Below are 26569 nucleotides of genomic sequence, written 5' to 3'. Positions count from 1 at the left end.
TCTCATGTCTAGCATCGGGCACGACGTAGCCGCGGACCACGCGCACGACGACCACGCGCACGAAGCCCCGCACGGCTGGCGTCGCTGGCTGTTCGCCACCAACCACAAGGACATCGGTACGCTGTACCTGCTGTTCTCGTTCATCATGTTCCTGTCGGGCGGCGTGATGGCACTCGGCATCCGTGCCGAGCTGTTCGAGCCGGGCCTGCAGATCATGCGTCCGGAGTTCTTCAACGAACTCACGACGATGCACGGCCTGATCATGGTGTTCGGCGCGATCATGCCGGCGTTCGTCGGCTTCGCGAACTGGATGATTCCGCTGCAGATCGGCGCGTCCGACATGGCGTTCGCGCGGATGAACAACTTCAGCTTCTGGCTGCTGCCGGTCGCGGCCGTGCTGCTGGTCGGTTCGTTCTTCGCGCCGGGCGGCGCGACGGCCGCCGGCTGGACGCTGTACGCACCGCTGTCGACGCAGATGGGCCCGGGCATGGACTTCGCGATCTTCGCGGTCCACATCATGGGCGCATCGTCGATCATGGGCGGGATCAACATCGTCGTGACGATCCTGAACATGCGCGCACCGGGCATGACGCTGATGAAGATGCCGATGTTCGCATGGACCTGGCTGATCACCGCGTACCTGCTGATCGCCGTGATGCCGGTTCTGGCAGGCGCGATCACGATGGTGCTGTTCGACCGCCACTTCGGTACGTCGTTCTTCAACGCGGCAGGCGGCGGCGACCCGGTGATGTATCAGCACATCTTCTGGTTCTTCGGCCACCCCGAGGTGTACATCATGATTCTGCCGGCGTTCGGGATCGTGTCGCAGGTGATCCCGGCGTTCGCACGCAAGACGCTGTTCGGCTATAGCTCGATGGTGTACGCGACGGCTTCGATCGCGATCCTGTCGTTCATGGTCTGGGCGCACCACATGTTCGCAACGGGCATGCCGGTCACCGGTCAGCTGTTCTTCATGTACGCGACGATGCTGATCGCGGTGCCGACGGGCGTGAAGGTGTTCAACTGGCTCGCGACGATGTGGCGCGGCTCGATGACGTTCGAAACCCCGATGCTGTTCGCGATCGGCTTCCTGTTCGTGTTCACGTTCGGCGGTCTGACGGGCCTGATGCTGGCGATGGCGCCGCTCGACATCCAGTACCACGGCACCTACTTCGTGGTGGCGCACTTCCACTACGTGCTCGTGGCCGGGTCGCTGTTCGCGCTGTTCGCGGGCTGGTACTACTGGGCGCCGAAGTGGACGGGCTGGATGTACAACGAGACGCGCGGCAAGATCCACTTCTGGTCGTCGATGATCTTCTTCAACCTGACGTTCTTCCCGATGCACTTCGTCGGTCTCGCGGGCATGCCGCGCCGCTATGCGGACTACCCGGCGCAGTTCACGGACTTCAACCAGGTGGCGACGATCGGTGCATTCGGCTTCGGCCTCGCGCAGGTGTACTTCCTGTTCGCGGTCGCGCTGCCGGCCTACCGTGGCGGCGGCGAGCTGGAAAAGGCGTCGGACAAGCCGTGGGATGGCGCGACGGGCCTCGAGTGGACGGTGCCGAGCCCGGCTCCCTTCCACACGTTCGAGCAACCGCCGCACGTCGAATAAGTTTCACCCAGCGTTCCGCCGTTGCCTGCCGCGCAGGCAGGCGCGGCGGGCGCGGAACCGAAGTTTCAGATGAACCGGAATCCACAAGAAAGACGAACGCCCGAGCAGATTCGCGCGGGCAACAAGCGGCTCGGCCTCACCCTGCTCGTCATCGCCGCCGTTTTTTTTGTGGGTGTCGTGATCAAGCAGTGGTGGCTGTCCACTCACTGATGCAGCAACTGACGCAGTAGCGAGGAAGTAGTCGTATGTCGAAGCCGGAAGAGGGCGCCGTCGATCGCGCGTTCAATCGTTCGATGCTGATGAAGCTCTTCGTCGTGGCCGGGCTGATGTTCGGCTTCGGCTTCGCGCTGATTCCGATGTATCGCGCGATTTGCCAGATCACCGGCATCAACAACCTGGTGCAGCGCGATGTCAGCGAACGCGAGGCGAAGAACACGCAGGTCGACTACAGCCGCACGGTGTCGGTCGAGTTCGATGCGAATGCGCGCGGCCCGCTCGGGTTCAAGCCGGAGCACAACAGCCTCGACGTGCATCCGGGCGAACTGACGACGATCGTGTACGACGTGACCAACGGGCAGGGCCGGCCGATGGTGGCGCAGGCGATTCCGAGCTACGCGCCGAAGCAGGCAACGGAATTCTTCAAGAAGATCGAGTGTTTTTGCTTCACGCAACAGACGCTGGCCGCGAACGAGTCGCGCAAGATGCCGGTGGTGTTCGTGATCGATCCGAAGCTGCCGAAGGATGTGAAGACGATCACGCTGTCGTACACGTTCTTCGAGCTGAACACGCCGGCCGCGCCGGCGCCGGCACCGCGCAAGACGGCGGCGCAGGGCGCGGCGAAGCCGGACGCATGACGATGGAGACGGGGCGGTGACAGAGACCAAGCGGAGCGGGTCGTTCGGCCAGGCGTTGCGAGCGGTGTTGTGGTCGTTCTTCGGGGTGCGCAAGCGGCGCGACCTGGAGGCCGATGCGACGCAGCTCAATCCGCTGCACGTGCTGATCGTCGCGTTGATCGCGGCCGGTGTGTTCATCGGCGTGCTGATCCTGATCGTGCGCGCGGTCGTGGGCTGAGGCCCGCGGCCCGCGGCCACGAAAGAATGCAGTGCGTGGCGCCCGGGCGCCGCGTGCGGGAAAGCGCGGCGGCGGCACGCGCCGTGCAAGAAATACAGCCGGAGCGGTTTCCGGTACACAAATTGGACTGAAGTGGAGAATCAAGCATGAGCGGTCAAAACCAGACCCCGTACTATTTCGTGCCGCATCCGTCGCAGCATCCGATCAGCGCGGCCATCGGCCTGCTGGTCATGCTCGCGTCGGTGGCGCTGTGGATCAACGGTCACGACTGGGCTCCGTACACGGCGCTGCTTGGCCTGCTGTGGTTGCTCTTCACGCTGTATCACTGGTTCGGCGACGCGATCGCCGAGTCGGAAGGCGGTCATTACGGCAAGAACGTCGACAAGTCGTACCGCTGGAGCATGAGCTGGTTCATCTTCTCCGAAGTCATGTTCTTCGGCGCATTCTTCGGCGCGCTGTTCTATGCGCGTGAAATCGCGCTGCACCAGCTCGGCAGCCTCGACTACAAGCTGATCTGGCCGGACTTCTCCGCCGTGTGGCCGAACGAAGGCCCCGCTGCGCTCGCCGGTCACTTCAAGACGATGGGCCCGTGGCCGGTCCCGACGCTGAACACCGCGTTCCTGCTGGCGTCGGGCGCGACGCTGACGGTGTCGCACCACGCGCTGCGCGACGATCACCGCAACAAGGCGATCGCCTGGCTGGCCGCGACGCTCGTGCTCGGTGTCTGCTTCCTGTTCATGCAGGGCTTCGAGTACTACCACGCGTACAACGAACTGAACCTGACGCTGAACTCGGGCGTGTACGGCTCGACGTTCTTCCTGCTGACGGGCTTCCACGGCTTCCACGTGTTCCTTGGCGGCACGATGCTCGCGGTGGTGCTGGTGCGGATGATCCGCGGCCACTTCAAGCCGGATCACCACTTCGCATTCGAAGGCGCCGCGTGGTACTGGCACTTCGTCGACGTCGTCTGGCTCGGCCTGTACGTCGTCGTCTACTGGCTGTAAATGCAGGAACGGCCCGCGCAGCGATGCGCGGGCCGTTTTCATTGGCGGGGACGGGGCAGCGGCTGGTTGCCTGCGCTCAACGCCAACCCGGCGCCGCCGCGACTCCGTCAGGCGGCGCTTTTGCTTGGTGGTGCCGTTGTGCGGCGAAATGTCACAGCGGTCGCGGCGGTCACGGCGACCGCCGGCACGAACGAATGCATCAACGCCCGATCGGCAGGCCGGTCGAATGGATCCAGCCCATCCAGTTCGCGAACAGGATGAACAGGAACAGCGAGATCGACAGCCCGACGCGGGTGGCAAGCGACCACACCATGCGTTTCGTATGGCCGCGGTCTTGCATCATGAAGTAGAGCGCCGAGCCCATGCTGGCGACGATGAGGACGAAGGCGATGGGAACGAGGATGTGCATGACACGAACCGGACGACGGCAATTCGAAAGGAAGAGGATAATTATCGCACTTCGCTTTCGCGAATGCGCCTCGCGGGTGGCCCGATGAAGATCCGCTGGCTGCCTGCGCTGCTGATTCTCGTCGTCGTCGCGGTCACGATTCGCCTCGGATTCTGGCAGCGCGACCGCGCGCACCAGAAGGAAGCGCTGCAGGCGAGCATCGTGCGCTACGAGCACGCGGCGCCGGTCGACGTGGGTGCGCAGCCGATTCCGCTCGCGTCGATCGAATTCCACCGCGTGCGGGCACGGGGCCGCTTCCTGCCGGAGCAGGCGGTGTTTCTCGACAATCGGCCGTATAACGACCAGCCGGGTTTTTACGTCGTGATGCCGTTTAAACTCTCGGGCGGCGGCGTCGTGCTGGTGAACCGCGGCTGGCTGCCGCGCAACATCGCCGATCGCACGGCGATCGAGCCGTTTTCGACGCCGGACGGCGACATCGAGATCGAAGGCATCGCGCGCGCCGATGCGTCACGCGCGTTCGAGCTTGGCGAAGGCGGCTCGGCCGCGCACCAGAAGATCCGGCAGAACCTGGACGTCGCCGCGTATGCGAAGGAAACGGGGCTGCCGCTGCAGCCGTTCGTGATCCAGCAGACGAGCGACGACGGCGACAAGCTCGTGCGCGACTGGCCGGCGGCGACGACCGGCGTCGAGCGCAATTACGGTTACATGTTTCAGTGGTGGGCCATGGCGGCGGCCGCGCTCGGTTTCGGCCTGTACGCCGCGCGGCGTGCGGCGAAGAAGTCGGCCGGCGCGTGAGCGCCATGCCAGGACGCGGCGCAAGCGCCGCGGGTTCGTTTCGAGAGGTCTGATTTGTCCATGCAATCTTCCCGTCAGGGTCCGGCCGCAGCGCCGATCTCGCCCGCGGCCCGCAAGCGCGGCCGCTGGATGCTCGTGCTGCTGGGTCTCGTGTGCGCAGCGCCGATCATCGCGTCGTACTTCACCTATTACGTGATCAAGCCGAAGGGCGGTTCGACCAACTACGGCACGCTGATCGAGCCTCAGCGGCCGATTCCGGCCGACCTGCAGGTGACCGATGAAACCGGCAAGACGGTGCCGCTGTCGTCGCTGCGCGGCGTGTGGCTGTTCGTGATGACCGACCGCAGCGCGTGCGACGACGCCTGCGCGCAAAAGCTCTACTTCATGCGCCAGATCCGCGTCACGCAGGCGGGCGAGCGGCACCGGATCACGATGGTGTGGCTGCGCAGCGATGCGGGCGCGGTACCGCCGAAGGTGCTGGAGGCCTACCCGGACACGCGCCGGCTGATCGCCGATCCGGCCGCGGTCGCCGCGTGGCTGCCGGCAGAAGCCGGCACCCAGGACAGCGACCACATCTATATGGTCGATCCGAGCGGCAACCTGATGATGCGTTTCCCGAAGAACCCGAACCCCAGCAAGATCAAGACGGACGTCACGAAGCTGCTGAAGTGGTCGAGCATCGGCTAAGGCGAGACGGCGAGGCAACCATTCGATGTCGTATCTACTGCAACTCGGCCTGATCGGCCTCTGCATCGCGCTGCTGCCGCTGTCGTACGTGTGGGTGAAGGCCGACGACGACAAGTTCCGCAAGCTGGTGTGGATCACCACGTTCCTGACCCTCGACCTGGTGATGTTCGGCGGCTTCACGCGGCTGACCGATTCGGGCCTCGGCTGCCCGGACTGGCCCGGCTGCTACGGCACGTCGTCGCCGTTCATCGCGCACGCCGCGATCACGGCCGCGCACCAGGCGATGCCGACCGGCCCCGTCAGCATGACGAAGGCGTGGATCGAGATGATCCACCGCTATTTCGCGATGGCGATCGGCGTGCTGATCATCGCGCAGGTCGTGATTGCGTGGTCCGCGCGACTGCGCCGCCGCCCGCTGCACGTGTCGCCGTGGTGGCCGACGAGCCTCCTGCTGTTGATCGTCGTGCAGGGCGTGTTCGGCGCGTGGACGGTCACGATGAAGCTGCAGCCGGTGATCGTCACGACCCACTTGCTGCTCGGCCTCACGCTGCTCGGCACGCTCGGCTGGCTCGCGGCGCGGCAGACGCCGCTGCCGTCGCATGACCCGGAGGCCGGCCGCTACCGCGCGGCCGCGCTCGCGGCGCTGGTGCTGCTGGTCGTGCAGATCGCGCTCGGCGGCTGGGTGAGCACCAACTACGCGGTGCTCGCGTGTACCGACTTCCCCACCTGCAACGGCCAGTGGATTCCGCCGATGAACTTCGAGCAGGGCTTCCATCTGTGGCGCGCGCTCGGCATGACGAAGGATGGCGATGCGATCACGCAGGACGCGCTGGTCGCGATCCACTGGACCCACCGCACGTTCGCGTTCGTCGTCGTCGCATACCTGATCGCGTTCGCGCTGAAGATGCGCCGCTTCGAGTCGTTGCGCCGGCCCGCGAACGGCGTGCTGCTGGTGGTCCTGCTGCAGTTCCTGACGGGCCTGACCAACATCGTGCTGCAGTGGCCGCTGCCGGTCGCCGTCGCGCACAACGGCGGCGCCGCGATCCTGCTGCTGCTCGTCGTCATGTTAAACTTTCGCATCCTTTCAAGCCGCCCCGGCCGTGTCGTGCAGCCCGCGCGCGACGCCGCCCCGGCGTGACCGTCCCCATGCAAAGCACCCTTTCCCAATCGCCCGGTAGCCGGTTCTCGCAGTACATGGCGCTGACGAAGCCGCGTGTCACGCAGCTCGCGGTGTTCTGTGCGGTGATCGGCATGTTTCTCGCGACGCCGGGCATGGTGCCGTGGCATGTGCTGATCGGCGGCACCGTCGGCATCTGGCTGCTGGCCGGCGCGGCGTTCGCGATCAACTGCCTCGTCGAACAGAAAATCGACGCGATGATGCGGCGCACCGCATGGCGTCCGTCCGCGCGCGGCGAGATCACGACCCCGCAGATCCTGCTGTTCTCGGCCGTGCTCGGCAGCGTCGGCGCATGGACGCTCTATACGTTCACGAATCCGCTGACGATGTGGCTGACGATCGCGACGTTCGTCGGCTACGCGGTGATCTACACGCTGCTGCTCAAGCCGATGACGCCGCAGAACATCGTGATTGGCGGCGCATCGGGCGCGATGCCGCCGGCGCTCGGCTGGGCCGCGGTCACCGGCGCGGTGCCCGGCGATGCATGGATCCTCGTGCTGATCATCTTCGTGTGGACGCCGCCGCATTTCTGGGTGCTCGCGCTGTATCGCCGTAAGGATTACGAAAACGCGGGCCTGCCGATGCTGCCCGTCACGCACGGCGAGAAATTCACGCGGCTGCACATCCTGCTGTACACGGTGATCCTGTTCGCGGTCACGCTGATGCCGTTCATCTCCGGGATGAGCGGGGCCGTCTACCTGACGAGCGCGGTGTTGCTCGGCGCGGTGTTCCTCGCGTATGCATGGAAGATCCACCGCGACTATTCGGACGAACTCGCCCGCAAGGCTTTCCGTTACTCGATCGTCTACCTGTCGCTGCTGTTCGCCGCGCTGCTCGTCGATCACTATGCACGCCCGCTGCTCGGCGTGTAACCGCACGGTTTGAACGCAATGCTCCATTCATGGTTCGGGCGCCGCGCGCGCCAAGGCTGGATGCTCGCGTGCGCATTCGCGGCAGCCACGCTGCTCGCCGGCTGCGACAACGCGCCGAAATTCCAGAATCTCGACATCACCGGCAACACGCAGTTCGGCAGCGATTTCTCGCTGCCCGACACGACGGGCAAGGTGCGCACGCTCGCCGACTTCAAGGGCCGTGCGGTCGTGATGTTCTTCGGCTATACGCACTGTCCGGATGTTTGCCCGACGACGATGGCCGAACTGTCCGAGGCACTGAAGCAGCTCGGGCCCGACGCCGCGAAACGCGTGCAGGTGCTGTTCGTCACCGTCGATCCGGAGCGCGACACGCCCGCGCTGCTCGGCCAGTATGTGCCCGCGTTCGATCCGTCGTTCATCGGCCTGCGGCCGGCCGACGAAGCGGCGCTCAAGAAGGTCGCGAAGGATTTCCGCGTGTACTACGCGAAGGTGCCCGGCAAGACGCCCGGCAGCTACACGATGGATCACACCGCCGCGAGCTACGTGTTCGACCGCGACGGCAAGCTGCGCCTGTTCGTGCGCGACGGCCAGGGCCCCGGCCCGTGGGTCCACGACCTGAAGCTGCTGGTCGACTGAGCGGCGCGCGCCGCATGTTCGCCCGGGCGGTCGCCCGGCGAAACGCGTGACGGCCGCGCCGCGCCGTCACGCATTCCTCCCGTTTCCCCTCGATCTGCATTCGCCGCCTCGCGAGGCGGCGTGCGTGCGCGTATTCGCGCGCCGGCGCGCGTTACGGCAGTGCCGGCACGTTGAAGCCCTGCGCGGCACGCGTGATCCGGAATTCCGTCACACGGTACGTCGCGAGCCCTTCGGTCACGAACGGATCGGTCTCGAGGATCGCGTCCAGTTCGTCGCGGTCGATGCGGGCCGCGAGGATCACGCCGCCTTCGCGCGGCACCTTCGGCCCCGCCGCGATGAAGATGCCGCGCTCGAACAGCGGCTGCAGATACGCACGGTGGCGTTCGAGCGCATCGTCGATGCGCTCGAGCGACGCGTTGTAGTGGATGTCGATGACGTACATGGATGGCCCTGGAATGTCGCCGGCGCGTCGTGTGCCGGTCAGCCGGTCTTTTTAGCACAGCGGCCGTCGCGTGTCGTGCCGGCCGTCGCGCGTGTATTCAAGTTGTAAGTCTCGCTGCCGTAAATACGGGGGCAACCGTTTGCGCGCGACCGGCCGTTCGCGCGTATGCGGGAATCGACTTCGACAACGAGGCACGCAGATGAGCAGAATGAGTTTGAATCGCAAGCTGTGGCTCGCGCTTGCGCTGGTATGGATCGGCTTGCTCGGCGTCGGCGCATGGAGCGCATACGAGACGCGCGCGACGATGCTCGCCGAACGCAAGGCCGGCATCGCCAACCTGGTCGACTCGGCGACCGGCATCGTCAACGCATATCACGCGCTCGTCCAGAGTGGCACGCTGCCTGAGGCTGACGCGAAGCGCGACGCGCTCGCGAGCCTGGCCGCGATGCGCTACGGCGAGTCGGGCTATGTGTTCGTGATGGATTCGAAACCCGTCGTGCTGATGCACCCGACGCTGCCGAAGCTGGTCGGCACCCAGGTCGGCGACTATCTCGACCCGGACGGCAAGCCGCTGTTCGTCACGATCCTGAACGCGGCGAAGGCGACCGGCAGCGGCTTCGCCGAGTATCGCGGGCGGTTGCCGCACAGCGAGACCGCGGTGCCGAAGATCAGCTACGTCACGCGCTTCGCGCCGTGGGACTGGAACATCTCGAGCGGCGTGTTCCTCAAGGACATCGATACCGTCTATTACCGGACGCTGTTCGGCCACCTCGCGGTCGTGTTCGTGATCGGTTTCGTGATCAGCGCGGCGATGCTCGTGATCATTCGCAACGTTCGCGGCAGCCTCGGCGGCGAGCCGGACGAAGCGGCCGCGCTGGCAACGCGCATCGCGCAGGGCGACCTCACGCGGCCGGTGCCGGTGCGTGCGGGCGACGACACGAGCATGATGGCGGCGATGCGCGACATGCAGGCGCGCCTGCAGGCGACGATCGGCGGAATCCGCCAGTCGGCCGAGTCGATTGCGTCGGCGAGCCGCGAGATCGCGTCCGGCAACGACGACCTGTCGCAGCGCACCGAGGAGCAGGCCGCATCGCTCGAGGAAACGGCCGCGAGCATGGAACAGCTGACCGCGACGGTGAAGCAGAACGCCGACAACGCGCGGCAGGCGAGCGGGCTCGCGAACAACGCATCGGAGATCGCGCGGGCGGGCAACGACGTCGTCAGTCGCGTGATCGGCACGATGGGCGAGATCGACGACAGCTCGCGCAAGATCGCCGACATCATCGGCGTGATCGAGGGCATCGCGTTCCAGACCAACATCCTCGCGCTGAACGCGGCGGTCGAGGCCGCGCGGGCCGGCGAGCAGGGGCGCGGCTTCGCGGTGGTCGCGGGCGAGGTGCGATCGCTCGCGCAGCGCAGCGCGACGGCGGCGAAGGAGATCCGCGAACTGATCGTCGATTCGGTCGAGCGCGTGCGCAACGGCTCGACGCTGGTCGGCCAGGCCGGCACGACGATGGGCGAGATCCTGCAGGCGGTTGCGCGCGTGACCGACATCATGGGCGAGATCGCGGCGGCGTCCGAAGAGCAGGCGAGCGGCATCACGCAGGTCGGGCGCGCAGTCACGCAGATGGATCAGGTCACGCAGCAGAACGCGGCGCTCGTCGAGGAGGCCACCGCGGCCGCTGCGTCGCTGCAGGAGCAGGCCGGGCGGCTGCGCGACGCGATCGGCGCGTTCCGGGTCGCCGATGCCGGTGCCCGCGTGCACTGAACGCAACTAACGGCCGAGCCGCGCATCGTCTGCCGGCACTGCCGCGGTGCATACCCATATGAGCGGGATGTATTTCACTTCCGGCCGATCCTGTGACACCATTTGCCCCTTCCTGCGAGTTCGGGGATACCCGTATCGCGCCCCATTTTTAGTTAGCAAGCAAGCGAGAAACAGATGAAGCGTCGCAGTCTCCTGAAGGTATTTTCCGTGCTGGCCACCGGTGCCGCGCTGACGCTGTCGGCGGGCGCGCACGCCGAGGACAAGGTCATCAAGGTCGGCACGGTCGCCGGCCCGGATGCGGAAGTGTGGCAGCTCGTGCAGAAGGTCGCGAAGGAGAAGGAAGGCCTGAACGTGAAGGTCATCGAGTTCAACGACTACGTGCAGCCGAACGCGGCGCTCGATGCGGGCGACCTCGACGCGAACAGCTTCCAGCACCAGCCCTACCTCGACAGCCAGGTGAAGCAGCGCGGCTACAAGATCGTCAGCGCGGGCCTGACCTACATCTCGCCGATCGGCGTGTACTCGAAGAAGTTCAAGGCGCTGAAGGACCTGCCGCAGGGCGCGAAGGTCGCGGTGCCGAACGATCCGTCGAACGAGAACCGCGCGCTGCTGCTGCTGCAGACGCAAGGCGTGATCAAGCTGAAGGCCGGCGCCGGCACGGGCGGCAACAACGCGACGGTGCTCGACATCGCCGAGAACCCGAAGAAGCTGAAGATTTCCGAGCTCGACGCCGCGCAACTGCCGCGCGTGCTGTCGGATGTCGACGCCGCCGTGATCAACACGAACTACGCGCTCGCCGCGAACCTGCAGCCGACCAAGGACGCAATCGCGCTCGAATCGCTGACGAGCCCGTATGCGAACCTGATCGCCGTGCGCGCGAAGGACAAGGATCAGCCGTGGGTGAAGAAGCTGGTGAAGGCGTACCAGTCGGCGGAAGTACGGGAATTCATCAAGAAGCAGTTCAAGGGCTCGATGGTCGCGTCGTTCTGAACGCCGCACATCGGTCGGACCGCTGAAACGAAAGGGCCTGCATCGCGCAGGCCCTTTTTCGTTGGCGACGCCGGCAGACCAATGCGCGGCGCCCGGCGTTCGGCGCCGGCTCACATCTCGCCGCGCCGCGAGCAGATCGCCATGATCTGCTGGATCGCGTAGTTGTCGCGCACGCCCGGCAACGACTGCACGACGCACTCGTGAAAGCGCCGCTCGCGCGGCAGCAGCATCGCGTTGTTGCGGTACAGCGCGTCGCACGAGCGCTGGATCAGTTGCGCGGCCGCGCCGTTGCGGCTCTCGCGCAGCGCGCCCAGCATGCAGTCGTCGTATTGCGCGCTGCCGTCGGTCAGCGCGAATGCCGCGCCTGGCAGCACCAGCGCGACGGCCGCGCACGCGATCGCGTGGAGTCCCCGTTTCATGCGCCCTCCGATGGTGTGGATTGGGTCGGCGGACAGCATAACGTAAAGCTGTGAATGCGGCTGACGCGTTGCGCCGGGACCGGCGCGGAGCGCCGCCGGCCGGGCTTCCCGAGCCTTTCGCGGCGGCGCGGCGGCCGCGTGTGCCGCCCGCTTGGCCGAAAGCGCGGAGTCAGGCGGTGGTCTGCGGAAATGGTATCCTCGTGCGTTCGCCGCCGCGCGCCTTCCCGGGGCCCGCGCGGGGCCGCTGCCGCCCGCGCCGTCATCCGGTTGCGCGCGCATCGGCACCTGCATGACGGCGGCGGGAATCCATCATCCAGAACCGACACAAATACGGGGGAGACTCACCCATGAAGCGTTTCAAGACTTTCGCGATCCGTTCGATCACGGCCGGCGTCGCCGCATTCGCGCTGGCAGGCGCCGCGCACGCCCAGACGGTCAAGGTGCTGTCGATCGTCGACCACCCGGCGCTCGATGCGATCCGCGACGGCGTGCGCGCCGAACTGAAGGCGGAAGGCTACGGCGACGACAAGCTCAAGTGGGAATACCAGAGCGCGCAGGGCAACACGGGCACGGCCGCGCAGATCGCGCGCAAGTTCGTCGGCGACCAGCCCGACGTGATCGTCGCGATCGCGACGCCGGCCGCGCAGGCGGTGGTTGCGTCGACGAAGAGCGTGCCGGTCGTCTATTCGGGCGTGACCGATCCGGTCGCAGCCCAGCTCGTGAAGGGCTGGGGCGCGTCGGGCACCAACGTGACGGGCGTCTCCGACAAGCTGCCGCTCGACCGCCAGGTCGCGCTGATCAAGCGCGTCGTGCCGACGGCGAAGACGGTCGGCATGGTCTACAACCCGGGCGAGGCGAACTCGGTCGTGGTCGTGAAGGAGCTCAAGGAGCTTCTCGCGAAGCAGGGGATGACGCTGAAGGAAGCGGCCGCGCCGCGCACCGTCGACATCGGCCCGGCCGCGAAGAGCCTGATCGGCAAGGTCGACGTGATCTACACGAACACCGACAACAACGTCGTGTCCGCGTACGAAGCGCTCGTGAAGGTCGCGAACGAAGCGAAGATCCCGCTCGTCGCCGGCGATACCGACAGCGTGAAGCGCGGCGGCATCGCGGCGCTCGGCATCAACTACGGCGACCTCGGCCGGCAGACCGGCAAGGTCGTCGCGCGCATCCTGAAGGGCGAGAAGCCGGGCGCGATCGCGTCGGAGACGAGCAGCAACCTCGAATTGTTCGCGAACACGGGCGCGGCCGCGAAGCAGGGCGTGACGCTGTCGCCGGATCTGCTCAAGGAAGCGAAGACGGTCATCAAGTAAGCCGCGGCCCGAGCGCCGCGCTTGCAGGCCCGATCCGGGCCCGAACGAAACCGCCGGGCGGGCGGCTCCCACCCGGGGCCGCCCGTCCGCTTCGCCCGGCCGTACACGTCCGGCCGGGAAGCAACAGGATTTCCCCATCATGTCTCTGTTCTCGTTTCTGGGCGCGCTGGAGATCGGCCTGATCTTCAGTCTCGTCGCCCTCGGGGTGCTGATTTCATTCCGCATCCTCAACTTCCCCGACCTGACCGTCGACGGCAGCTTTCCGCTCGGCGGCGCCGTCGCCGCGACGCTGATTTCCGCCGGCCACGACCCGTTCACGTCGACGGTGATCGCGATCGTCGCGGGCGCGCTGGCCGGCTTCGTCACCGGCTGGCTCAACGTGCGCCTGAAGATCATGGACCTGCTCGCCAGCATCCTGATGATGATCGCGCTCTACTCGGTGAACCTGCGGATCATGGGCCGGCCGAACGTGCCGCTCATCACCGAGCCGACGATCTTCACCGTGCTGCAGCCCGACTGGATGCCCGACTACGTGCTGCGCCCGGCGCTGCTCGCGATCGTCGTCGTGGTCGCGAAGCTCGGCCTCGACTGGTTCTTCTCGTCGCAGCTCGGCCTCGCGATGCGCGCGACCGGCGCGAACCCGCGGATGGCGCGCGCGCAGGGCATCGCGACGGGCCGCGCGACGCTCGCCGGGATGGCGCTGTCGAACGCGCTCGTCGCGCTCGCCGGTGCGCTGTTCGCGCAGACGCAGGGCGGCGCCGACATCTCGATGGGGATCGGCACGATCGTGATCGGGCTGGCCGCGGTGATCATCGGCGAGACGCTGCTGCCCGCGCGCCGGCTCGTGCTGACGACGCTCGCCGTCGTGCTCGGCGCGATCGTCTACCGCTTCTTCATCGCGCTTGCGCTGAACAGCGAATTCATCGGCCTGAAGGCGCAGGACCTGAACCTCGTGACGGCCGCGCTCGTCACGATCGCGCTGGTGCTGCCGGCGACGCGCAAGAAGCTGTTCGCGCGCAAGAACGGAGGGGCCTGACATGCTGTCCGCACACGACCTGAAACTCACGTTCAACCCCGGCACGCCGATCGAGACGCGCGCGTTGCGCGGGCTGTCGCTCGAGATTCCCGACGGCCAGTTCGTCGCGGTGATCGGCTCGAACGGCGCCGGCAAGTCGACTTTCCTCAACGCGATCAGTGGCGACCAGCGCGTCGATGCGGGACGCATCGCGATCGACGGCACGGACGTCACGCGCCAGCCGGCGTGGGACCGCGCGCACCTCGTCGCGCGCGTGTTCCAGGATCCGATGGCCGGCACCTGCGAGGCGCTGACGATCGAGGAAAACATGGCGCTCGCGATGGCGCGCGGCGCCCGGCGCGGCTTTCGCGCGGCGCTCGACCGGCCGTCGCGCGAGCTGTTCCGCGACAAGCTGCGTCTGCTGAACCTCGGGCTGGAAAACCGGCTGACCGATCGGATCGGGCTGCTGTCGGGCGGTCAGCGGCAGGCGGTGAGCCTGTTGATGGCGTCACTGCGGCCGTCGCGGATCCTGCTGCTCGACGAGCACACGGCCGCGCTCGACCCGAAGACGGCCGCGTTCGTGCTGGAGCTGACCGCGCGCATCGTCGCCGAGAGCAAGCTGACGACGATGATGGTCACGCACAGCATGCGCCAGGCGCTCGACTACGGCGACCGCACGGTGATGCTGCACCAGGGGCAGGTCGTGCTCGACGTGTCGGGCGACCAGCGCCGCGGGCTCGACGTGCCGGACCTGCTGCAGATGTTCGAGAAAGTGCGGCACGAGCAGCTCGACGACGACGCGTTGCTGCTCGGCTGACGCGCGGCGGGCGGGCCGGCGCGGTGCGGGGTGCCGCATCGTGCCGGTTCGCCCGGCGGTTGGCGTGTCGGCCCGGCGATTCGGACGACACGATCTGGCCCGCCCGCTCCGGTGCGGCGTGACATGAACGGTCGCGCTGGATTTCCCGTCGTTTTTCCTCTGACGAAAAACCGGTTTCGCCTCAGTACTGTGCGACGCACGCGCATTGCCATATACTGTATATCCATACAGTTGTGGGTGGCGTCATGCTCGCATCCTCCATTTCTCCCGAATCCCTTCATCCGTCGCTCTGGCGCGGCTCGCAGCTCGCGCGCGGCGGTTCGCGCACGATCGACACGGGTTTCGCGCCGCTGTCCGCCGAGCTGCCGGGCGGCGGCTGGCCGGTCGGCGGGCTCGTCGAGTTGCTGGCCGCTCAGCCGGGCTGCGGCGAGATGCGGCTGCTCGCGCCCGCGCTCGCGCGCACCGTCAGCGCGCGGCGTCCGCTCGCGCTCGTTGCACCGCCTCAGTCGCCGCATGCGACGGCGCTCGCCGGTCTCGGCGTGCCGGCCGACGCACTGCTGTGGCTGCGCGCCGGCAGCCGCACGGATGCCTTGTGGGCCGCCGAGCAGGCGCTCAGGACGGGCTGCTGCGGTGCGCTGCTGCTCTGGCAGGACGCGCGGCCCGATGCGCTGCGGCGCCTGCATCTCGCGGCCGCGCGCACCGGCGACACGCTGTTCGTGATGCTGCGCCCGCTGTCGGCCGCGCGGCAGCCGTCGCCGGCCGTGCTGCGCGTCGCGCTGCATCCGGTGCCGGGCGGCGTGTCGCTCGACATCGTCAAGCGCCGCGGGCCCGCGCGCAGCGAGCCGCTCGCGCTCGATTTGCCGTCGCCCATCGTGGAGAGCCGCTATGCGCGTCTTGCTCGGCATCCATCTGCCGCGCCTGCCGCTCGACGTGTGCGTCCCGCCGCCGTCTGACGGCGCGGCGGACGACGCAGGCGACGCAGGCTGCGCGGTGCTCGAGCAAGGTGTCGTGCTGATTGCCGATGCGCCCGCGCGCCGGCAGGGCGTGCGCGCGGGCATGAAGCGCGGCGGCGTGCTGACGCTCGCGCCCGACACACGGCTCGTCGAACGCGATCCCGCCCGCGAGGCCGATGCGCTGCGCGCGGTCGCGCTCGCATTGCTGCGCTTCTCGCCGTGCGTCGCGCTCGACGACGAAGCGACGCTGATCGTCGACGTCGGCCCGAGCCTGCGCCTGTTCGGCGGCCTGCCGTCGCTGTGCCGCCAGGTGCGCGCGACGCTCGCGGCGCTCGGCTATGCGGCGCGCCTGTCCGCCGCGCCGACCGGGCGCGGCGCGTGGCTGCTCGCGCGCATGTCGGCGCGTGCGCGCATCCGGCGCCGCGTGGCCGGGCCGGCTTCGCTCGTCCGTACGCTCGATCGTCTGCCGTGCGCGCTGCTGCCCGACGCGCGCGCGTATGCGGGCTGGTTCGACGGCCTCGGCTGCCGCACGCTCGCCGATCTGCGCGGCCTGCCGCGCGCGGGGCTGCAGCGCCGCTGCGGTCCGGCGCTGCTCGCCGCGCTCGATCGCGCGTACGGCGATGCGGTCGAGCCGCTTGCGTGGATGGCGGTGCCGCCCGTGTTCGACGTGCGGCTCGAATTGCCGGAGCGCGTCGAATACGCGGAAGCCGTGCTGTTCGCCGCGCGGCGGCTCGTCGTGCAGCTCTGCGGGTGGCTGGCCGCGCGGCAGCTGTCGCTGGCCGCGATGACGTTCGATCTCGAGCACGAGCGCGGCCGTCAGGCCGTGCCGCCGACACCGCTCGAACTCGCGTTCGCCGCGCCCGTGCGCGACGAGACGCACTTCATGCGGCTGCTCGGCGAGCGGCTCGCGCGCGTCGAATTGCCGGCCGCGGTGATCGCGGTGCGGCTGAAGGCCACACGCGTCGAATCGGTCGCGCCGCCGGCCGACGATCTTTTTCCCGAGCCGGGCGGCACGCGCGAGACGCGTGCGCGGCTGTTCGAACTGCTGGTCGCGCGGCTCGGCGCGGAGAACGTGCTGCGCGCGGCGCCCGTCGCCGATCACCGTCCGGAGGCCGCGAACCGCTGGCTGCCGCTCGATGCGCAAGCGGGCAGGCCGGCCGGCGGGCCGCCCGCCGTGCCGCCGCGCCCCGCGTGGCTGCTGGCCGAGCCGCAGCCGCTCCTGATGCGCGAGAACCGGCCGGTGTTCCATACGCCGCTCAGGATGATGTCGTCGGCCGAGCGGATCGAAGCCGGGTGGTTCGACGGGCAACTGGCCGCACGCGATTACTACGTCGCGCAAGACGAGATCGGTGCGTGCTACTGGGTATTCCTGGAGCGCTCGGGAAGCCAGGCCGAGCCGCGCTGGTTCCTGCATGGCTTGTTCGGGTAAGTCGAAATGAGTGCGGAATTCAGCTGGCTGCCCGATTACGCGGAGTTGTTCTGCCGATCGAACTTTTCGTTCCTGCATGGCGCGTCGCATGCGGACGAACTGGTCGAGCGCGCGGCCGAACTCGGCTATCGCGGGATCGCGATCACCGACGAATGCTCGCTGGCCGGCGCGCCGCGCATGCATGTCGCGGCGCAGGCGCAAGGGCTGCCGCTCGTCATCGGTTCGTATTTCGAAGTCACGCCGGATGAAGTCGCACCGGGCCACGATCCGGGCCCCGGCGCGTTCGGCCTCGTGCTGCTCGCGCAGAACCGCGAGGGTTACGGCAATCTTGCCGAGCTGATCTCGTGGCGGCGGATGGCCGCGCCGAAGGGCACCTACACGTTGACGTCGCGGATGCTGTCGGCCCCGCCCGCGGCGTTTGCGCACCTGCGCGGCATGCCCGACTGCTTCGCGATCCTCGTGCCCGCGTATCCGGTGCGCGCGGACGTGCTCGATGCGCAGGTCGCATGGTTTCGCGCGACCTTCGGCGAACGCGCGCGGCTCGGGCTCGTGCAGTTGCAGCGCGCGCTCGATGGCGCGCAGCGCGAAGAGATTCGCGCGGCCGGCGAGCGGCGCGGCGTGCGTATCGTCGCACTCGGCGACGTGACGATGCACCGGCGCTCGTGCAAGGCATTGCAGGACGTGATGACGGCGATCCGGGTCGGGATGCCGGTTGCCGAGTGCGGGTATGCGCTGGCGCCGAATGCGGAGCAGCACCTGCGGTTGCGGCAGCGGATCGGACAGTTGTACGCGCCGGACGAGATCGCGGAGACCTGCGCGATTCTCGACGCGTGCGATTTCGACCTCGGCTCGCTGCGCTACGAGTATCCCGACGAGATCGTGCCGCAGGGGCTGACGCCGACGCGCTATCTTGAACAGGAAACCTTCGCGGGGGCGGCGGGGCGTTATCCGCAAGGCATCCCGGAGAAGGTCGAGAGGCAGATCCGCCATGAACTCGACCTGATCGCGAGGCTGAGCTACGAACCGTTCTTCCTGACCGTCTACGACATCGTCAAATACGCGCGCAGCCAGAACATCCTGTGCCAGGGCCGCGGCTCGGCCGCGAACTCGGTCGTCTGCTACTGCCTCGGCATCACCGAGGTCGATCCCGACCAGAGCACGATGCTGTTCGAGCGCTTCATCAGCGAGGAGCGCGGCGAGCCGCCGGACATCGACGTCGACTTCGAGCATCAGCGCCGGGAAGAGGTCATTCAGCATATCTACGAAAAATACGGCAAGGATCGCGCGGCGCTCGCGGCGGCGGTCTCGACGTATCGTCCGCGCGGCGTGCTGCGCGAAACCGGCAAGGCGCTCGGCGTCGATCCGATGTTGGTCGACCGCGTCGCGAAGGGGCATCGCTGGTTCGACGGCAGCCGCGACCTGCTGCAGCAATTCGCGACGACCGGGCTCGATCCGGCCACGCCGATCATTCGCGCATGGGCCGAACTCGCGGGGCGCTTGCTCAACTTTCCGCGCCACCTGTCGCAGCATTCGGGCGGCTTCGTGATCAGCCGCGGCAAGCTCACGCGGCTCGTGCCGGTCGAGAACGCGGCGATGGACGGGCGGCGCGTGATCCAGTGGGACAAGGACGATCTCGAGGCGCTCGGGCTGATGAAGGTCGACGTGCTCGCGCTCGGCATGCTGTCGGCGCTGCATCGCGCCTTCGACATGCGCACCGCGTGGCGCGGGCCGCAGGAGGACGGCCAGCCGTTCACGCTGAAGCATATTCCGCAGGATGACGAACCAACCTACGACATGATCTGCCGGGCGGATACGGTCGGCGTATTCCAGATCGAATCGCGTGCGCAGATGTCGATGCTGCCGCGGCTGAGGCCGCGCAACTACTACGATCTCGTCGTCCAGGTGTCGATCGTGCGGCCCGGGCCGATCCAGGGCGGCGCCGTGCATCCGTATCTGAAGCGGCGCAGGATCGTGGCCGGCGAGGAGGAGGGCGAGGTCACGTATCCGAGCGAGGCGCTCAAGGAAGTGCTCGTTCGCACGCTCGGCGTGCCGATCTTCCAGGAGCAGGTGATGCAGATCGCGATCGTCGCGGCGGGCTTCACGCCCGGCGAGGCCGACGAACTGCGCCGCGCGATGGCCGCGTGGAAGCGCAAGGGCAACCTCGAGAAGTATCACGACAAGATCATCGACGGCATGCTCGAACGCGGCTACACGCGCGAATTCGCCGAGCAGATCTTCGAGCAGATCAAGGGCTTCGGCGAATACGGCTTTCCCGAGAGCCACGCGGCCAGCTTCGCGAAACTCGCGTACGCGAGCAGCTGGCTCAAATGCCACGAGCCCGCGATCTTCGTCGCGTCGCTGCTGAACAGCCAGCCGATGGGCTTCTACGCACCCGCGCAGCTCGTGCAGGACGCGAAGCGCCACGGCGTGAAGGTCTTTCCGGCCGACGTCACGCGAAGCGGCTGGGAAGCGTCGCTCGAAGCGCTGCCCGGCCAGCCGCCGCCGCACGGCCAGCCCGCGGTGCGGCTCGGCCTGTCGCTCGTGCGCGGCCTCGGCGAGGCTGCCGCGCGGCGCATCGAGGCCGCGCGCGCGGCCGGCCCGTTCGAGAACGTCGACGCGCTCGCGCGCCGCGCGCAGCTCGAACGGCGCGATCTCGAAGCGCTCGCCGCCGCGAACGCGCTCGCGACGCTCGCCGGCCATCGCCGCGATGCACTGTGGCAGGCCGTCGCCGCGGCACCGGAGCGCGACCTGCTCGCCGCCGCGCCGATCGACGAAACGGAGCAGCCGGTGCTCGGCGCGCCGTCGGAAGCCGACGACATCCTCGCCGACTATCACACCACCGGCCTCACGCTGAACCGCCACCCGGTCGCGCTGCTGCGGCCCGCGTTGCGCGCGCAGCGGCTGTCGTCCGCGGCCGAGTTGCGCGACCGTCCCGACGGCCGGCTCGCGCGTGCGTGCGGGCTCGTGATCGCGCGGCAGATGCCGGGCACCGCGAAGGGCGTGATGTTCATGACGCTCGAGGACGAGACGGGCTGCGTGAACGTGATCGTGCGGCCCGAGCTGCTCGCGCGGCAGCGCCGCGAAACGCTCGATTCGCGACTGCTCGCGGCGTCGGGCGTGTGGCAGGTCGTCAGCGACGTGAGGCACCTCGTCGCGCAGCATTTCGAGGATCTGACGCCGCTGCTCGGCGGCCTGCGCACGTCGAGCCGCGAGTTCCACTGACGCTGCGCGCCGGCACGCCGTCCGCGCGTTGCCGCCGGATGCATACCAGTCGGCCGAACTGGTTCTATTCCGGTATCGTTTCCGGCTTCCCAAGCCTGGCAAATCCGGCCCGGGAACTGTCCCCTTGCATACCAATCCGGGTAAATCCCTATCCCGCATCGCATTGTAAACAAAGGCTTTCCTGCAACTAAAACGCTTGCCGGGCAAGGCTCCCGGCGATTTTCATGCCGCTAATACCAGTTCGTTGACTGGTATTATGGTGGTTATATAATGCGTTCACTTTCGACGGTCCGAGATCGTCGTCCGACACCCGGAGGCACATGGAAACCGGCTGGTCCGAACTGGCGCCCGATCCCCTCGACGACACGCCGCTGTATCTGCAGCTCGCCCGTAACCTGGCGAGCGCGATTCACGCCGGCGCGTGGCGGGCCGGCGAGGCGCTGCCGTCGGAGCGGCTGCTGTCGGGTTCGGTCGGCGTGTCGCGGATCACGGCCCGCCGTGCGCTCGCGCTGCTGGTCGAGCAGGGGCTGATCAAGCGGGCGCGCGGGGCGGGCAGCTTCATCACGCCGCGCGTTGCCGATCCGCTGTCGCGTCTCGTCGGCTTCACCGCGAAGATGCAGCAGCGCGGTTTCGTGCCCGATTCGGTGTGGCTGTCGCGCACGCTGCGCACCGCGAGCCGCGACGAGATCACGCGTCTCGGCCTCGCGCCCGGCGCGACGGTCGCGCGGCTCGAGCGGCTGCGCCGCGCGGACGGCATCGTGATGGCCGTCGAGCATTCGACGCTGCCGGCCGCCGTGGTGCCCGATCCGCAGGCGCTCGGCGCGTCGCTGTACGAATACCTCGACGCACGCGGGATGACCGTCGTGCGCGCGCTGCAGCACTTTCGCGCGGCGAACGCGACGCACGAGATCGCGAAGTGGATGTCAGTGAAGCCGGGCTCGGCCCTGCTCGTGATCACGCGCATCGGCTACGGTGTCGACCAGCGCGCGATCGAAGTGTCCGAAACGTATTGCCGCGACGACTATTACGACTTCGTCGCCGAACTGAAACGCTGACGCGCGAGACTGCCCGTGCGCCACGCGCGGCGGAGCGCAACGAAGCACAACGGATTTGCAAATCGCGACGCGGATGTCCGCGTCACCAGATCATCAAGAGAAACGTCATGCTGACTGGAAACATCCTCACCCCCGACGGCTGGATTCTCGGCTCGCTCGACAGCGAGAACGGCCGCATCACCACGCTCGACGGCACGCCCGCCGATCCCGCGAAGAACGACGCGCCGTACATCCTGCCCGGCTTCATCGACCTGCACGTGCACGGCGGCGGCGGCGCCGACGTGATGGAAGGCGGCGACGCGATCGAGACGATCGCGAGCACGCACGCGCAGTTCGGCACGACGAGCCTGCTCGCGACGACGATGACCGCGCCGCGCGACGAACTGATGCAGGTCGTCGCGAATCTCGGCACCGTCGCGCGCACCCGCACGCCCGGCGGCGCGCGCGTGCTCGGCGTGCATCTCGAAGGGCCGTACATCAACCCCGGCAAGCTCGGCGCGCAGCCGGACGCGGCCGTGTCGGCCGTGCTCGACGAAGTGCTGAAGTACCTGTCGATCGCGCCGATCCGGGTCGTCACGCTCGCGCCGGAAATCGCCGGTCACATCGAGATCATCGGCGAGATGGCCGCGCGCGGCGTGCGCGTGCAGCTCGGCCACTCGCTCGCGACCTACGACGACGCCGTCGCCGCGCTCAAGCACGGCGCATGCGGCTTCACGCACCTGTTCAACGCGATGTCGCCGCTGCATCACCGCAACCCGGGCCTCGTCGGCGCCGCACTCGCGCATGCCGAATACGCGGAAATCATCCCCGACCTGCTGCACGTGCATCCGGGCGCGATTCGTGCGGCGCTGCGCGCGATCCCGCGCCTGTACGTCGTGACCGACAGCACGTCCGCCACCGGCATGCCCGACGGCGAATACCGGCTCGGCAGCCAGCACGTGACCAAGTGCCTCGGCGGCGTGCGGCTCGCCGACGGCACGCTCGCCGGCAGCACGCTGACGATGGACCAGGCGCTGCGCAACCTCGTGTCGCTCGGCCTGCCGATCGCCGACGTGTCGAACCGGATGTCGCGCTATGCGGCCGACTACCTCGGCGTCACCGATCGCGGCCGCCTCGAGCGAGGCGCATGGGCCGACCTCGCCGTGTTCGATCGCGACCTGAACCTCACCGCGACCTACGTCGAAGGAGAATCGATTGTCGAATATGCTTAAGGAAGCGCGCGAGTCCGCCCAGGTCGTCGCCGCGCAACTCGCCGACACCACGCGCGTCGAAGCGCTCGCCGGCCAACTCCTCGATCACCCGCCGGCCGTCGCGCTGACGGTCGCGCGCGGCAGCTCGGATCACGCCGCCAGCTATTTCGCGAGCCTGACGATGAGCCGCCTCGGCGTGCCCGTCGCGTCGCTGCCGATGTCGGTCGCGACGCTGCAGCAGGCGCCGCTGAAGGTGCAGGACCAGCTCGCGCTGGCATTCTCCCAGTCGGGCAAGAGCCCCGACCTCGTCAACACGATGGCCGCGCTGCGCGAAGCCGGCGCGCGCACCGTCGCCGCCGTCAACGTGCTGCCGTCGCCGCTCGCCGACGCGTGCGAGCATCAGCTGCCGCTGCTGGCCGGCCCCGAACTGTCGGTCGCCGCGACCAAGAGCTACATCGCGATGCTGTCGCTGTCCGCGCAGATCGTCGCGTACTGGCAGCGCGACGCCGCGCTGATCACGGCACTGCGCGGCCTGCCCGACGTGCTCGCGCAGGCGGGCCGGCTCGACTGGTCGCCGGCCGTCGCCGCGCTCGCGGGCATCGAGCGGATGATCGTGATCGGCCGCGGCCTCGGTCTTGCGATCGCGCAGGAAGCCGCGCTGAAACTGAAGGAAACCTCCGGCATCCAGGCCGAGGCGTTCTCGAGCGCCGAAGTCCGTCACGGCCCGATGGAGCTGATCGACCGCGACTATCCGCTGCTCGTGTTCGCGCCGCCGGGCCCGGAGCAGGCCGGACTGCTGCAGCTCGCGCAGGACATGCGCGCACGCGGCGCGGCCGTGCTGCTCGCGGCGCCCGCCGGCACGCCCGGCGCGACCTTGCCGCTCGCGCAGTCCGCCCATTCGGCGCTCGACCCGATCGCCGCCATTCTTTCGTTCTACGTGATGGCGGCGGATCTCGCCGTCGCGCGCGGCCGCAATCCCGACACGCCGCGCCACCTGAACAAAGTCACCGAAACGCACTGATAGCCGAGACAGCCGATGAGACGCGCCGAGGAGTCCCAGTTGAAGAGTTCCACCCATGATCAGATCGTCCTGCTTGCCCCGCTGACCGGGCCGATCGTCGCGTTGGCCGACGTGCCCGATCCGGTGTTCTCCGGCGGGATGTTCGGTGACGGCATCGGCATCGATCCGCTCGCGGGCCGGCTCGTCGCGCCGTGCGCCGGCATTGTGTCGCATCTCGCGCGCACCGGCCATGCGGTGACGATCACGACGCCGCAGGGCGCGGAAGTGCTGCTGCACATCGGCATCGACACCGTCGAGCTGAACGGGCAGGGCTTCACCGCGCGCGTCGAAGCCGGCGCGCGTGTCGCGGCGGGCGACCTGTTGATCGAGTTCGACCAGGACGCGGTCGCGCGCAGCGCGCATTCGCTCGTCTCGGTGATCGCGATCGCGAACTCCGACGCGTTCGACGTCGTCGAGCGCGCGAGCGGTTTCGCGACGGCCGGCGAGACGCAGTTGCTGACGCTGCGCGGCAAGGGCGAAGCCGCCGCGCAGGCGGCGCAGGCCGGCGCGGCGGCGATGAACGAAGTGCGCCGCGCGGTCGTGCTGACGCAGCCCGGCGGCCTGCATGCGCGCCCGGCCGCGCGGGCGCGCGAAGCCGCGCGCGGGCTCGACGCACATGTCGACGTGCTTTTCGACGGCCGCAAGGCGCCGATTGCAAGCGTGGTCGGCCTGCTCGGCCTCGGCGCCGGCGAAGGCGCGACGATCGAACTGATCGGCCGCGGTGCGCACGCGCGGGAAGCCGTCGAAGCGGTCGAGCGTGAGTTGCTGCGCGAAGCGCATGGCGAGGTCGAGGAAAAGCCGGCGCGGCTCAAGTCGCCCGCACCGCAGCCGATCGTGCGCAACACCGGCGCAACACTCGATCCGAACACGCTCGCGGGCGTGTGCGCGGCGCCCGGCATCGCGGTCGGCACGCTGGTGCGTCTCGACGATGCGGACATCGTGCCGCCCGAACAGGCGACCGGCACGCCCGCGTCGGAAAGCCGCCGGCTCGATCAGGCGCTGACGGCGGTCGATGCCGAACTCGACGAAACGGTGCGCAACGCATCGGCGCGCGGCGCGGTCGGCGAGGCGGGAATCTTCGCGGTGCATCGCGTGCTGCTCGAGGACCCGACGCTGGTCGACGCGGCGCGCGACCAGATCAGCCTCGGCAAGAGCGCGGGCTTCGCGTGGCGCGCGACGATCCGCGCGCAGATCGATACGCTGTCGAAGCTCGACGACGCGCTGCTCGCCGAGCGCGCGGCGGACCTCCGCGACATCGAGAAGCGCGTGCTGCGCGCGCTCGGCCACACGAGCGGCGCGACGCGCACGCTGCCCGACGAGGCCGTGCTCGCCGCCGAGGAATTCACGCCGTCGGACCTGTCGTCGCTCGATCGCCAGCGCGTGACCGCGCTCGTGATGGCGCGCGGCGGCGCGACGTCGCATGCGGCGATCATCGCGCGTCAGCTCGGCATTCCGGCGCTCGTCGCGGTCGGCGACGCGCTGTACGCGATTCCGGACGGCACGCAGGTCGTCGTCGATGCGAGCGCGGGCCGTCTCGAACACGCGCCGACCGCGCTCGACGTCGAACGCGCACGCCACGAACGCCAGCGCCTGGACGGCGTGCGCGAAGCGAACCGGCAACAGGCCGGCGCTGCCGCCGCGACCATCGACGGCCGCGCCATCGAGGTCGCCGCGAACATCGCGACGCTCGACGACGCGAACACCGCGGTCGACAACGGCGCGGACGCGGTCGGCCTGCTGCGCACCGAACTGATGTTCATCCATCGCCAGGCCGCGCCGAGCGTGGTCGAGCACCAGCAGAGCTACCAGTCGATCGTCGACGCGCTGCAGGGCCGCACCGCGATCATCCGCACGCTCGACGTCGGCGCCGACAAGGAAGTCGACTACCTGACGCTGCCGCCCGAACCGAATCCGGCGCTCGGCCTGCGCGGCATTCGCCTCGCGCAGGTGCGCCCCGATCTGCTCGACGATCAGCTGCAGGGCCTGCTCGCGGTGAAGCCGTTCGGCGCGGTGCGGATCCTGCTGCCGATGGTGACGGATGCGGGCGAGCTCGTGCGGCTGCGCAAGCGGATCGACGAATTCGCGCGTGCGCAGGGCCGTACCGAGCCGATCGAGGTCGGCGTGATGATCGAGGTGCCGTCGGCGGCACTGCTCGCCGACCAGCTCGCGCAGCACGCGGATTTCCTGTCGATCGGCACCAACGACCTGACGCAGTACACGCTCGCGATGGACCGCTGCCAGGCCGATCTGGCCGCGCAGTCCGACGGCCTGCATCCGGCCGTGCTGCGCCTGATCGACATCGCGGTGCGCGGCGCGGCGAAGCACGGCAAGTGGGTCGGCGTGTGCGGCGCGCTCGGCGGCGATCCGCTCGCGGTGCCGATCCTCGTCGGCCTCGGCGTGACCGAACTGTCGGTCGACCCGGTGTCGGTGCCGGGCATCAAGGCGCGCGTGCGCCGTCTCGATTACCAGCTGTGTCGCCAGCGTGCACAGGATCTGCTCGCACTCGACTCGGCACAGGCGGTAAGGGCAGCAAGCCGCGAGGTCTGGCCGCTCGACTGAACGTCGACGGCGGGCGCGCGAGCGTTTCACCACGCAAGCAATTAGGTCAACGACGATTAATGACGAGACATGGA

General features: G+C 68.4%; 25 protein-coding genes. 22 read left to right on the top strand and 3 right to left on the bottom strand.

Going from position 1 to position 26569, the window contains the following annotated elements; translation table 11 throughout:
- Nucleotides 1-4: 4 nt before the first annotated feature.
- From ctaD to WS49_RS07960, 5 genes are all read left to right on the top strand, one after another.
- Nucleotides 5-1612 (top strand): cytochrome c oxidase subunit I, encoded by a 1608-nt coding sequence (gene ctaD, locus WS49_RS07980; RefSeq protein ID WP_059526209.1) that lies wholly within the window; start codon nt 5-7, stop codon nt 1610-1612.
- A 69-nt stretch (nt 1613-1681) separates the two neighbouring features.
- The gene (locus tag WS49_RS35545) at nt 1682-1822 is read left to right on the top strand and encodes a cytochrome oxidase small assembly protein (RefSeq protein ID WP_006752059.1); all 141 of its coding nucleotides are present in this window, start codon (nt 1682-1684) and stop codon (nt 1820-1822) included.
- 35 nt (nt 1823-1857) lie between these two features.
- On the top strand, nt 1858-2466 hold the full coding sequence (locus WS49_RS07970) for a cytochrome c oxidase assembly protein (RefSeq protein WP_059507798.1): 609 nt from the start codon (nt 1858-1860) through the stop codon (nt 2464-2466).
- Nucleotides 2467-2482: 16 nt separating this feature from the next.
- Nucleotides 2483-2683 (top strand): DUF2970 domain-containing protein, encoded by a 201-nt coding sequence (locus tag WS49_RS07965; protein ID WP_006760730.1) that lies wholly within the window; start codon nt 2483-2485, stop codon nt 2681-2683.
- A 146-nt stretch (nt 2684-2829) separates the two neighbouring features.
- The gene (locus tag WS49_RS07960; RefSeq protein ID WP_059464449.1) at nt 2830-3687 is read left to right on the top strand and encodes a cytochrome c oxidase subunit 3; all 858 of its coding nucleotides are present in this window, start codon (nt 2830-2832) and stop codon (nt 3685-3687) included.
- Nucleotides 3688-3886: 199 nt separating this feature from the next.
- Here the strand turns inward: WS49_RS07960 and WS49_RS07955 are convergent, their stop codons facing one another.
- Nucleotides 3887-4096, bottom strand: a complete 210-nt coding sequence (locus tag WS49_RS07955) for a twin transmembrane helix small protein (protein WP_044848213.1) — start codon at nt 4094-4096, stop codon at nt 3887-3889.
- Between the two features lie 84 nt (nt 4097-4180).
- Here WS49_RS07955 and WS49_RS07950 point away from each other — a divergent pair, with 84 nt between their 5' ends.
- The 5 genes from WS49_RS07950 to WS49_RS07930 are packed head-to-tail and all read left to right on the top strand — an operon-like array spanning nt 4181 to nt 8263.
- The gene (locus tag WS49_RS07950; RefSeq protein WP_059526295.1) at nt 4181-4891 is read left to right on the top strand and encodes an SURF1 family protein; all 711 of its coding nucleotides are present in this window, start codon (nt 4181-4183) and stop codon (nt 4889-4891) included.
- A 60-nt stretch (nt 4892-4951) separates the two neighbouring features.
- A complete protein-coding gene (locus tag WS49_RS07945; RefSeq protein ID WP_059526203.1) occupies nt 4952-5578 on the top strand; it encodes an SCO family protein in 627 nt (208 codons plus the stop codon).
- A gap of 25 nt (nt 5579-5603) precedes the next feature.
- Nucleotides 5604-6716 (top strand): COX15/CtaA family protein, encoded by a 1113-nt coding sequence (locus WS49_RS07940; RefSeq protein WP_059526200.1) that lies wholly within the window; start codon nt 5604-5606, stop codon nt 6714-6716.
- An 8-nt stretch (nt 6717-6724) separates the two neighbouring features.
- On the top strand, nt 6725-7627 hold the full coding sequence (gene cyoE / locus WS49_RS07935) for a heme o synthase (protein WP_006477738.1): 903 nt from the start codon (nt 6725-6727) through the stop codon (nt 7625-7627).
- Between the two features lie 18 nt (nt 7628-7645).
- Nucleotides 7646-8263, top strand: coding sequence for an SCO family protein (locus WS49_RS07930; RefSeq protein WP_059526197.1), 618 nt, complete (start codon nt 7646-7648; stop codon nt 8261-8263).
- Between the two features lie 151 nt (nt 8264-8414).
- Here the strand turns inward: WS49_RS07930 and WS49_RS07925 are convergent, their stop codons facing one another.
- Nucleotides 8415-8705, bottom strand: a complete 291-nt coding sequence (locus WS49_RS07925) for a YciI family protein (protein WP_044848209.1) — start codon at nt 8703-8705, stop codon at nt 8415-8417.
- A 199-nt stretch (nt 8706-8904) separates the two neighbouring features.
- On the opposite strand from WS49_RS07925, the gene WS49_RS07920 reads away from it, so the two are divergent.
- Together WS49_RS07920 and WS49_RS07915 are read left to right on the top strand one after the other, a co-directional pair.
- Nucleotides 8905-10473, top strand: a complete 1569-nt coding sequence (locus WS49_RS07920; RefSeq protein WP_059526196.1) for a methyl-accepting chemotaxis protein — start codon at nt 8905-8907, stop codon at nt 10471-10473.
- 174 nt (nt 10474-10647) lie between these two features.
- On the top strand, nt 10648-11463 hold the full coding sequence (locus tag WS49_RS07915; protein WP_059526193.1) for a MetQ/NlpA family ABC transporter substrate-binding protein: 816 nt from the start codon (nt 10648-10650) through the stop codon (nt 11461-11463).
- Between the two features lie 110 nt (nt 11464-11573).
- Here the strand turns inward: WS49_RS07915 and WS49_RS07910 are convergent, their stop codons facing one another.
- On the bottom strand, nt 11574-11882 hold the full coding sequence (locus WS49_RS07910; protein WP_059526188.1) for a VF_A0006 family four-cysteine protein: 309 nt from the start codon (nt 11880-11882) through the stop codon (nt 11574-11576).
- A gap of 347 nt (nt 11883-12229) precedes the next feature.
- Here WS49_RS07910 and WS49_RS07905 point away from each other — a divergent pair, with 347 nt between their 5' ends.
- From WS49_RS07905 to ptsP, 10 genes are all read left to right on the top strand, one after another.
- Entirely contained in the window at nt 12230-13195 is a 966-nt protein-coding gene (locus tag WS49_RS07905; protein ID WP_059526185.1) for an ABC transporter substrate-binding protein, read from the top strand.
- Nucleotides 13196-13334: 139 nt separating this feature from the next.
- A complete protein-coding gene (locus WS49_RS07900; RefSeq protein WP_059526182.1) occupies nt 13335-14231 on the top strand; it encodes an ABC transporter permease in 897 nt (298 codons plus the stop codon).
- Nucleotide 14232: 1 nt separating this feature from the next.
- The gene (locus WS49_RS07895; RefSeq protein ID WP_059526179.1) at nt 14233-15027 is read left to right on the top strand and encodes an ABC transporter ATP-binding protein; all 795 of its coding nucleotides are present in this window, start codon (nt 14233-14235) and stop codon (nt 15025-15027) included.
- Nucleotides 15028-15272: 245 nt separating this feature from the next.
- Entirely contained in the window at nt 15273-15980 is a 708-nt protein-coding gene (imuA, locus tag WS49_RS07890; protein WP_059526176.1) for a translesion DNA synthesis-associated protein ImuA, read from the top strand.
- Nucleotides 15913-17409 (top strand): Y-family DNA polymerase, encoded by a 1497-nt coding sequence (locus WS49_RS07885; protein ID WP_059526173.1) that lies wholly within the window; start codon nt 15913-15915, stop codon nt 17407-17409. The genes imuA and WS49_RS07885 overlap by 68 nt, the downstream gene beginning before the upstream one ends.
- Before the next feature lie 6 nt (nt 17410-17415).
- Nucleotides 17416-20631, top strand: coding sequence for an error-prone DNA polymerase (locus tag WS49_RS07880; RefSeq protein ID WP_059526171.1), 3216 nt, complete (start codon nt 17416-17418; stop codon nt 20629-20631).
- Between the two features lie 320 nt (nt 20632-20951).
- Entirely contained in the window at nt 20952-21686 is a 735-nt protein-coding gene (locus tag WS49_RS07875; RefSeq protein ID WP_059526168.1) for a GntR family transcriptional regulator, read from the top strand.
- Between the two features lie 107 nt (nt 21687-21793).
- Nucleotides 21794-22897 carry an N-acetylglucosamine-6-phosphate deacetylase gene (nagA, locus tag WS49_RS07870; RefSeq protein ID WP_059526166.1) on the top strand — a complete coding sequence of 368 codons (1104 nt, stop codon included), beginning with the start codon at nt 21794-21796 and terminating at the stop codon, nt 22895-22897.
- The gene (locus WS49_RS07865) at nt 22890-23897 is read left to right on the top strand and encodes an SIS domain-containing protein (RefSeq protein ID WP_059526163.1); all 1008 of its coding nucleotides are present in this window, start codon (nt 22890-22892) and stop codon (nt 23895-23897) included. The genes nagA and WS49_RS07865 overlap by 8 nt, the downstream gene beginning before the upstream one ends.
- 15 nt (nt 23898-23912) lie before the next feature.
- The gene (gene ptsP / locus WS49_RS07860) at nt 23913-26495 is read left to right on the top strand and encodes a phosphoenolpyruvate--protein phosphotransferase (RefSeq protein ID WP_059526160.1); all 2583 of its coding nucleotides are present in this window, start codon (nt 23913-23915) and stop codon (nt 26493-26495) included.
- The last annotated feature ends 74 nt before the right edge of the window (nt 26496-26569 follow it).

The sequence above is a fragment of the Burkholderia sp. RF7-non_BP4 genome (genome assembly GCF_001521935.1).
Lineage (GTDB): Bacteria > Pseudomonadota > Gammaproteobacteria > Burkholderiales > Burkholderiaceae > Burkholderia > Burkholderia diffusa.
This window is presented reverse-complemented; position numbering and strand designations above follow the sequence as displayed.

Excerpts from the sequence above, each read along its gene's own strand:
- cyoE (WP_006477738.1), top strand. The coding sequence starts at position 6,725 with ATGCAAAGCACCCTTTCCCAATCGCCCGGTAGCCGGTTCTCGCAGTAC.
- WS49_RS07925 (WP_044848209.1), bottom strand. The coding sequence starts at position 8,705 with ATGTACGTCATCGACATCCACTACAACGCGTCGCTCGAGCGCATCGAC.
- WS49_RS07915 (WP_059526193.1), top strand. The coding sequence starts at position 10,648 with ATGAAGCGTCGCAGTCTCCTGAAGGTATTTTCCGTGCTGGCCACCGGT.
- WS49_RS07865 (WP_059526163.1), top strand. The coding sequence starts at position 22,890 with ATGCTTAAGGAAGCGCGCGAGTCCGCCCAGGTCGTCGCCGCGCAACTC.
- nagA (WP_059526166.1), top strand. The coding sequence starts at position 21,794 with ATGCTGACTGGAAACATCCTCACCCCCGACGGCTGGATTCTCGGCTCG.
- ptsP (WP_059526160.1), top strand. The coding sequence starts at position 23,913 with ATGAGACGCGCCGAGGAGTCCCAGTTGAAGAGTTCCACCCATGATCAG.
- WS49_RS35545 (WP_006752059.1), top strand. The coding sequence starts at position 1,682 with ATGAACCGGAATCCACAAGAAAGACGAACGCCCGAGCAGATTCGCGCG.
- WS49_RS07895 (WP_059526179.1), top strand. The coding sequence starts at position 14,233 with ATGCTGTCCGCACACGACCTGAAACTCACGTTCAACCCCGGCACGCCG.
- WS49_RS07900 (WP_059526182.1), top strand. The coding sequence starts at position 13,335 with ATGTCTCTGTTCTCGTTTCTGGGCGCGCTGGAGATCGGCCTGATCTTC.
- WS49_RS07945 (WP_059526203.1), top strand. The coding sequence starts at position 4,952 with ATGCAATCTTCCCGTCAGGGTCCGGCCGCAGCGCCGATCTCGCCCGCG.
- imuA (WP_059526176.1), top strand. The coding sequence starts at position 15,273 with ATGCTCGCATCCTCCATTTCTCCCGAATCCCTTCATCCGTCGCTCTGG.
- WS49_RS07905 (WP_059526185.1), top strand. The coding sequence starts at position 12,230 with ATGAAGCGTTTCAAGACTTTCGCGATCCGTTCGATCACGGCCGGCGTC.
- WS49_RS07970 (WP_059507798.1), top strand. The coding sequence starts at position 1,858 with ATGTCGAAGCCGGAAGAGGGCGCCGTCGATCGCGCGTTCAATCGTTCG.
- WS49_RS07950 (WP_059526295.1), top strand. The coding sequence starts at position 4,181 with ATGAAGATCCGCTGGCTGCCTGCGCTGCTGATTCTCGTCGTCGTCGCG.
- WS49_RS07880 (WP_059526171.1), top strand. The coding sequence starts at position 17,416 with ATGAGTGCGGAATTCAGCTGGCTGCCCGATTACGCGGAGTTGTTCTGC.
- WS49_RS07940 (WP_059526200.1), top strand. The coding sequence starts at position 5,604 with ATGTCGTATCTACTGCAACTCGGCCTGATCGGCCTCTGCATCGCGCTG.
- WS49_RS07960 (WP_059464449.1), top strand. The coding sequence starts at position 2,830 with ATGAGCGGTCAAAACCAGACCCCGTACTATTTCGTGCCGCATCCGTCG.
- WS49_RS07875 (WP_059526168.1), top strand. The coding sequence starts at position 20,952 with ATGGAAACCGGCTGGTCCGAACTGGCGCCCGATCCCCTCGACGACACG.
- WS49_RS07885 (WP_059526173.1), top strand. The coding sequence starts at position 15,913 with ATGCGCGTCTTGCTCGGCATCCATCTGCCGCGCCTGCCGCTCGACGTG.
- ctaD (WP_059526209.1), top strand. The coding sequence starts at position 5 with ATGTCTAGCATCGGGCACGACGTAGCCGCGGACCACGCGCACGACGAC.
- WS49_RS07955 (WP_044848213.1), bottom strand. The coding sequence starts at position 4,096 with ATGCACATCCTCGTTCCCATCGCCTTCGTCCTCATCGTCGCCAGCATG.
- WS49_RS07910 (WP_059526188.1), bottom strand. The coding sequence starts at position 11,882 with ATGAAACGGGGACTCCACGCGATCGCGTGCGCGGCCGTCGCGCTGGTG.
- WS49_RS07930 (WP_059526197.1), top strand. The coding sequence starts at position 7,646 with ATGCTCCATTCATGGTTCGGGCGCCGCGCGCGCCAAGGCTGGATGCTC.
- WS49_RS07920 (WP_059526196.1), top strand. The coding sequence starts at position 8,905 with ATGAGCAGAATGAGTTTGAATCGCAAGCTGTGGCTCGCGCTTGCGCTG.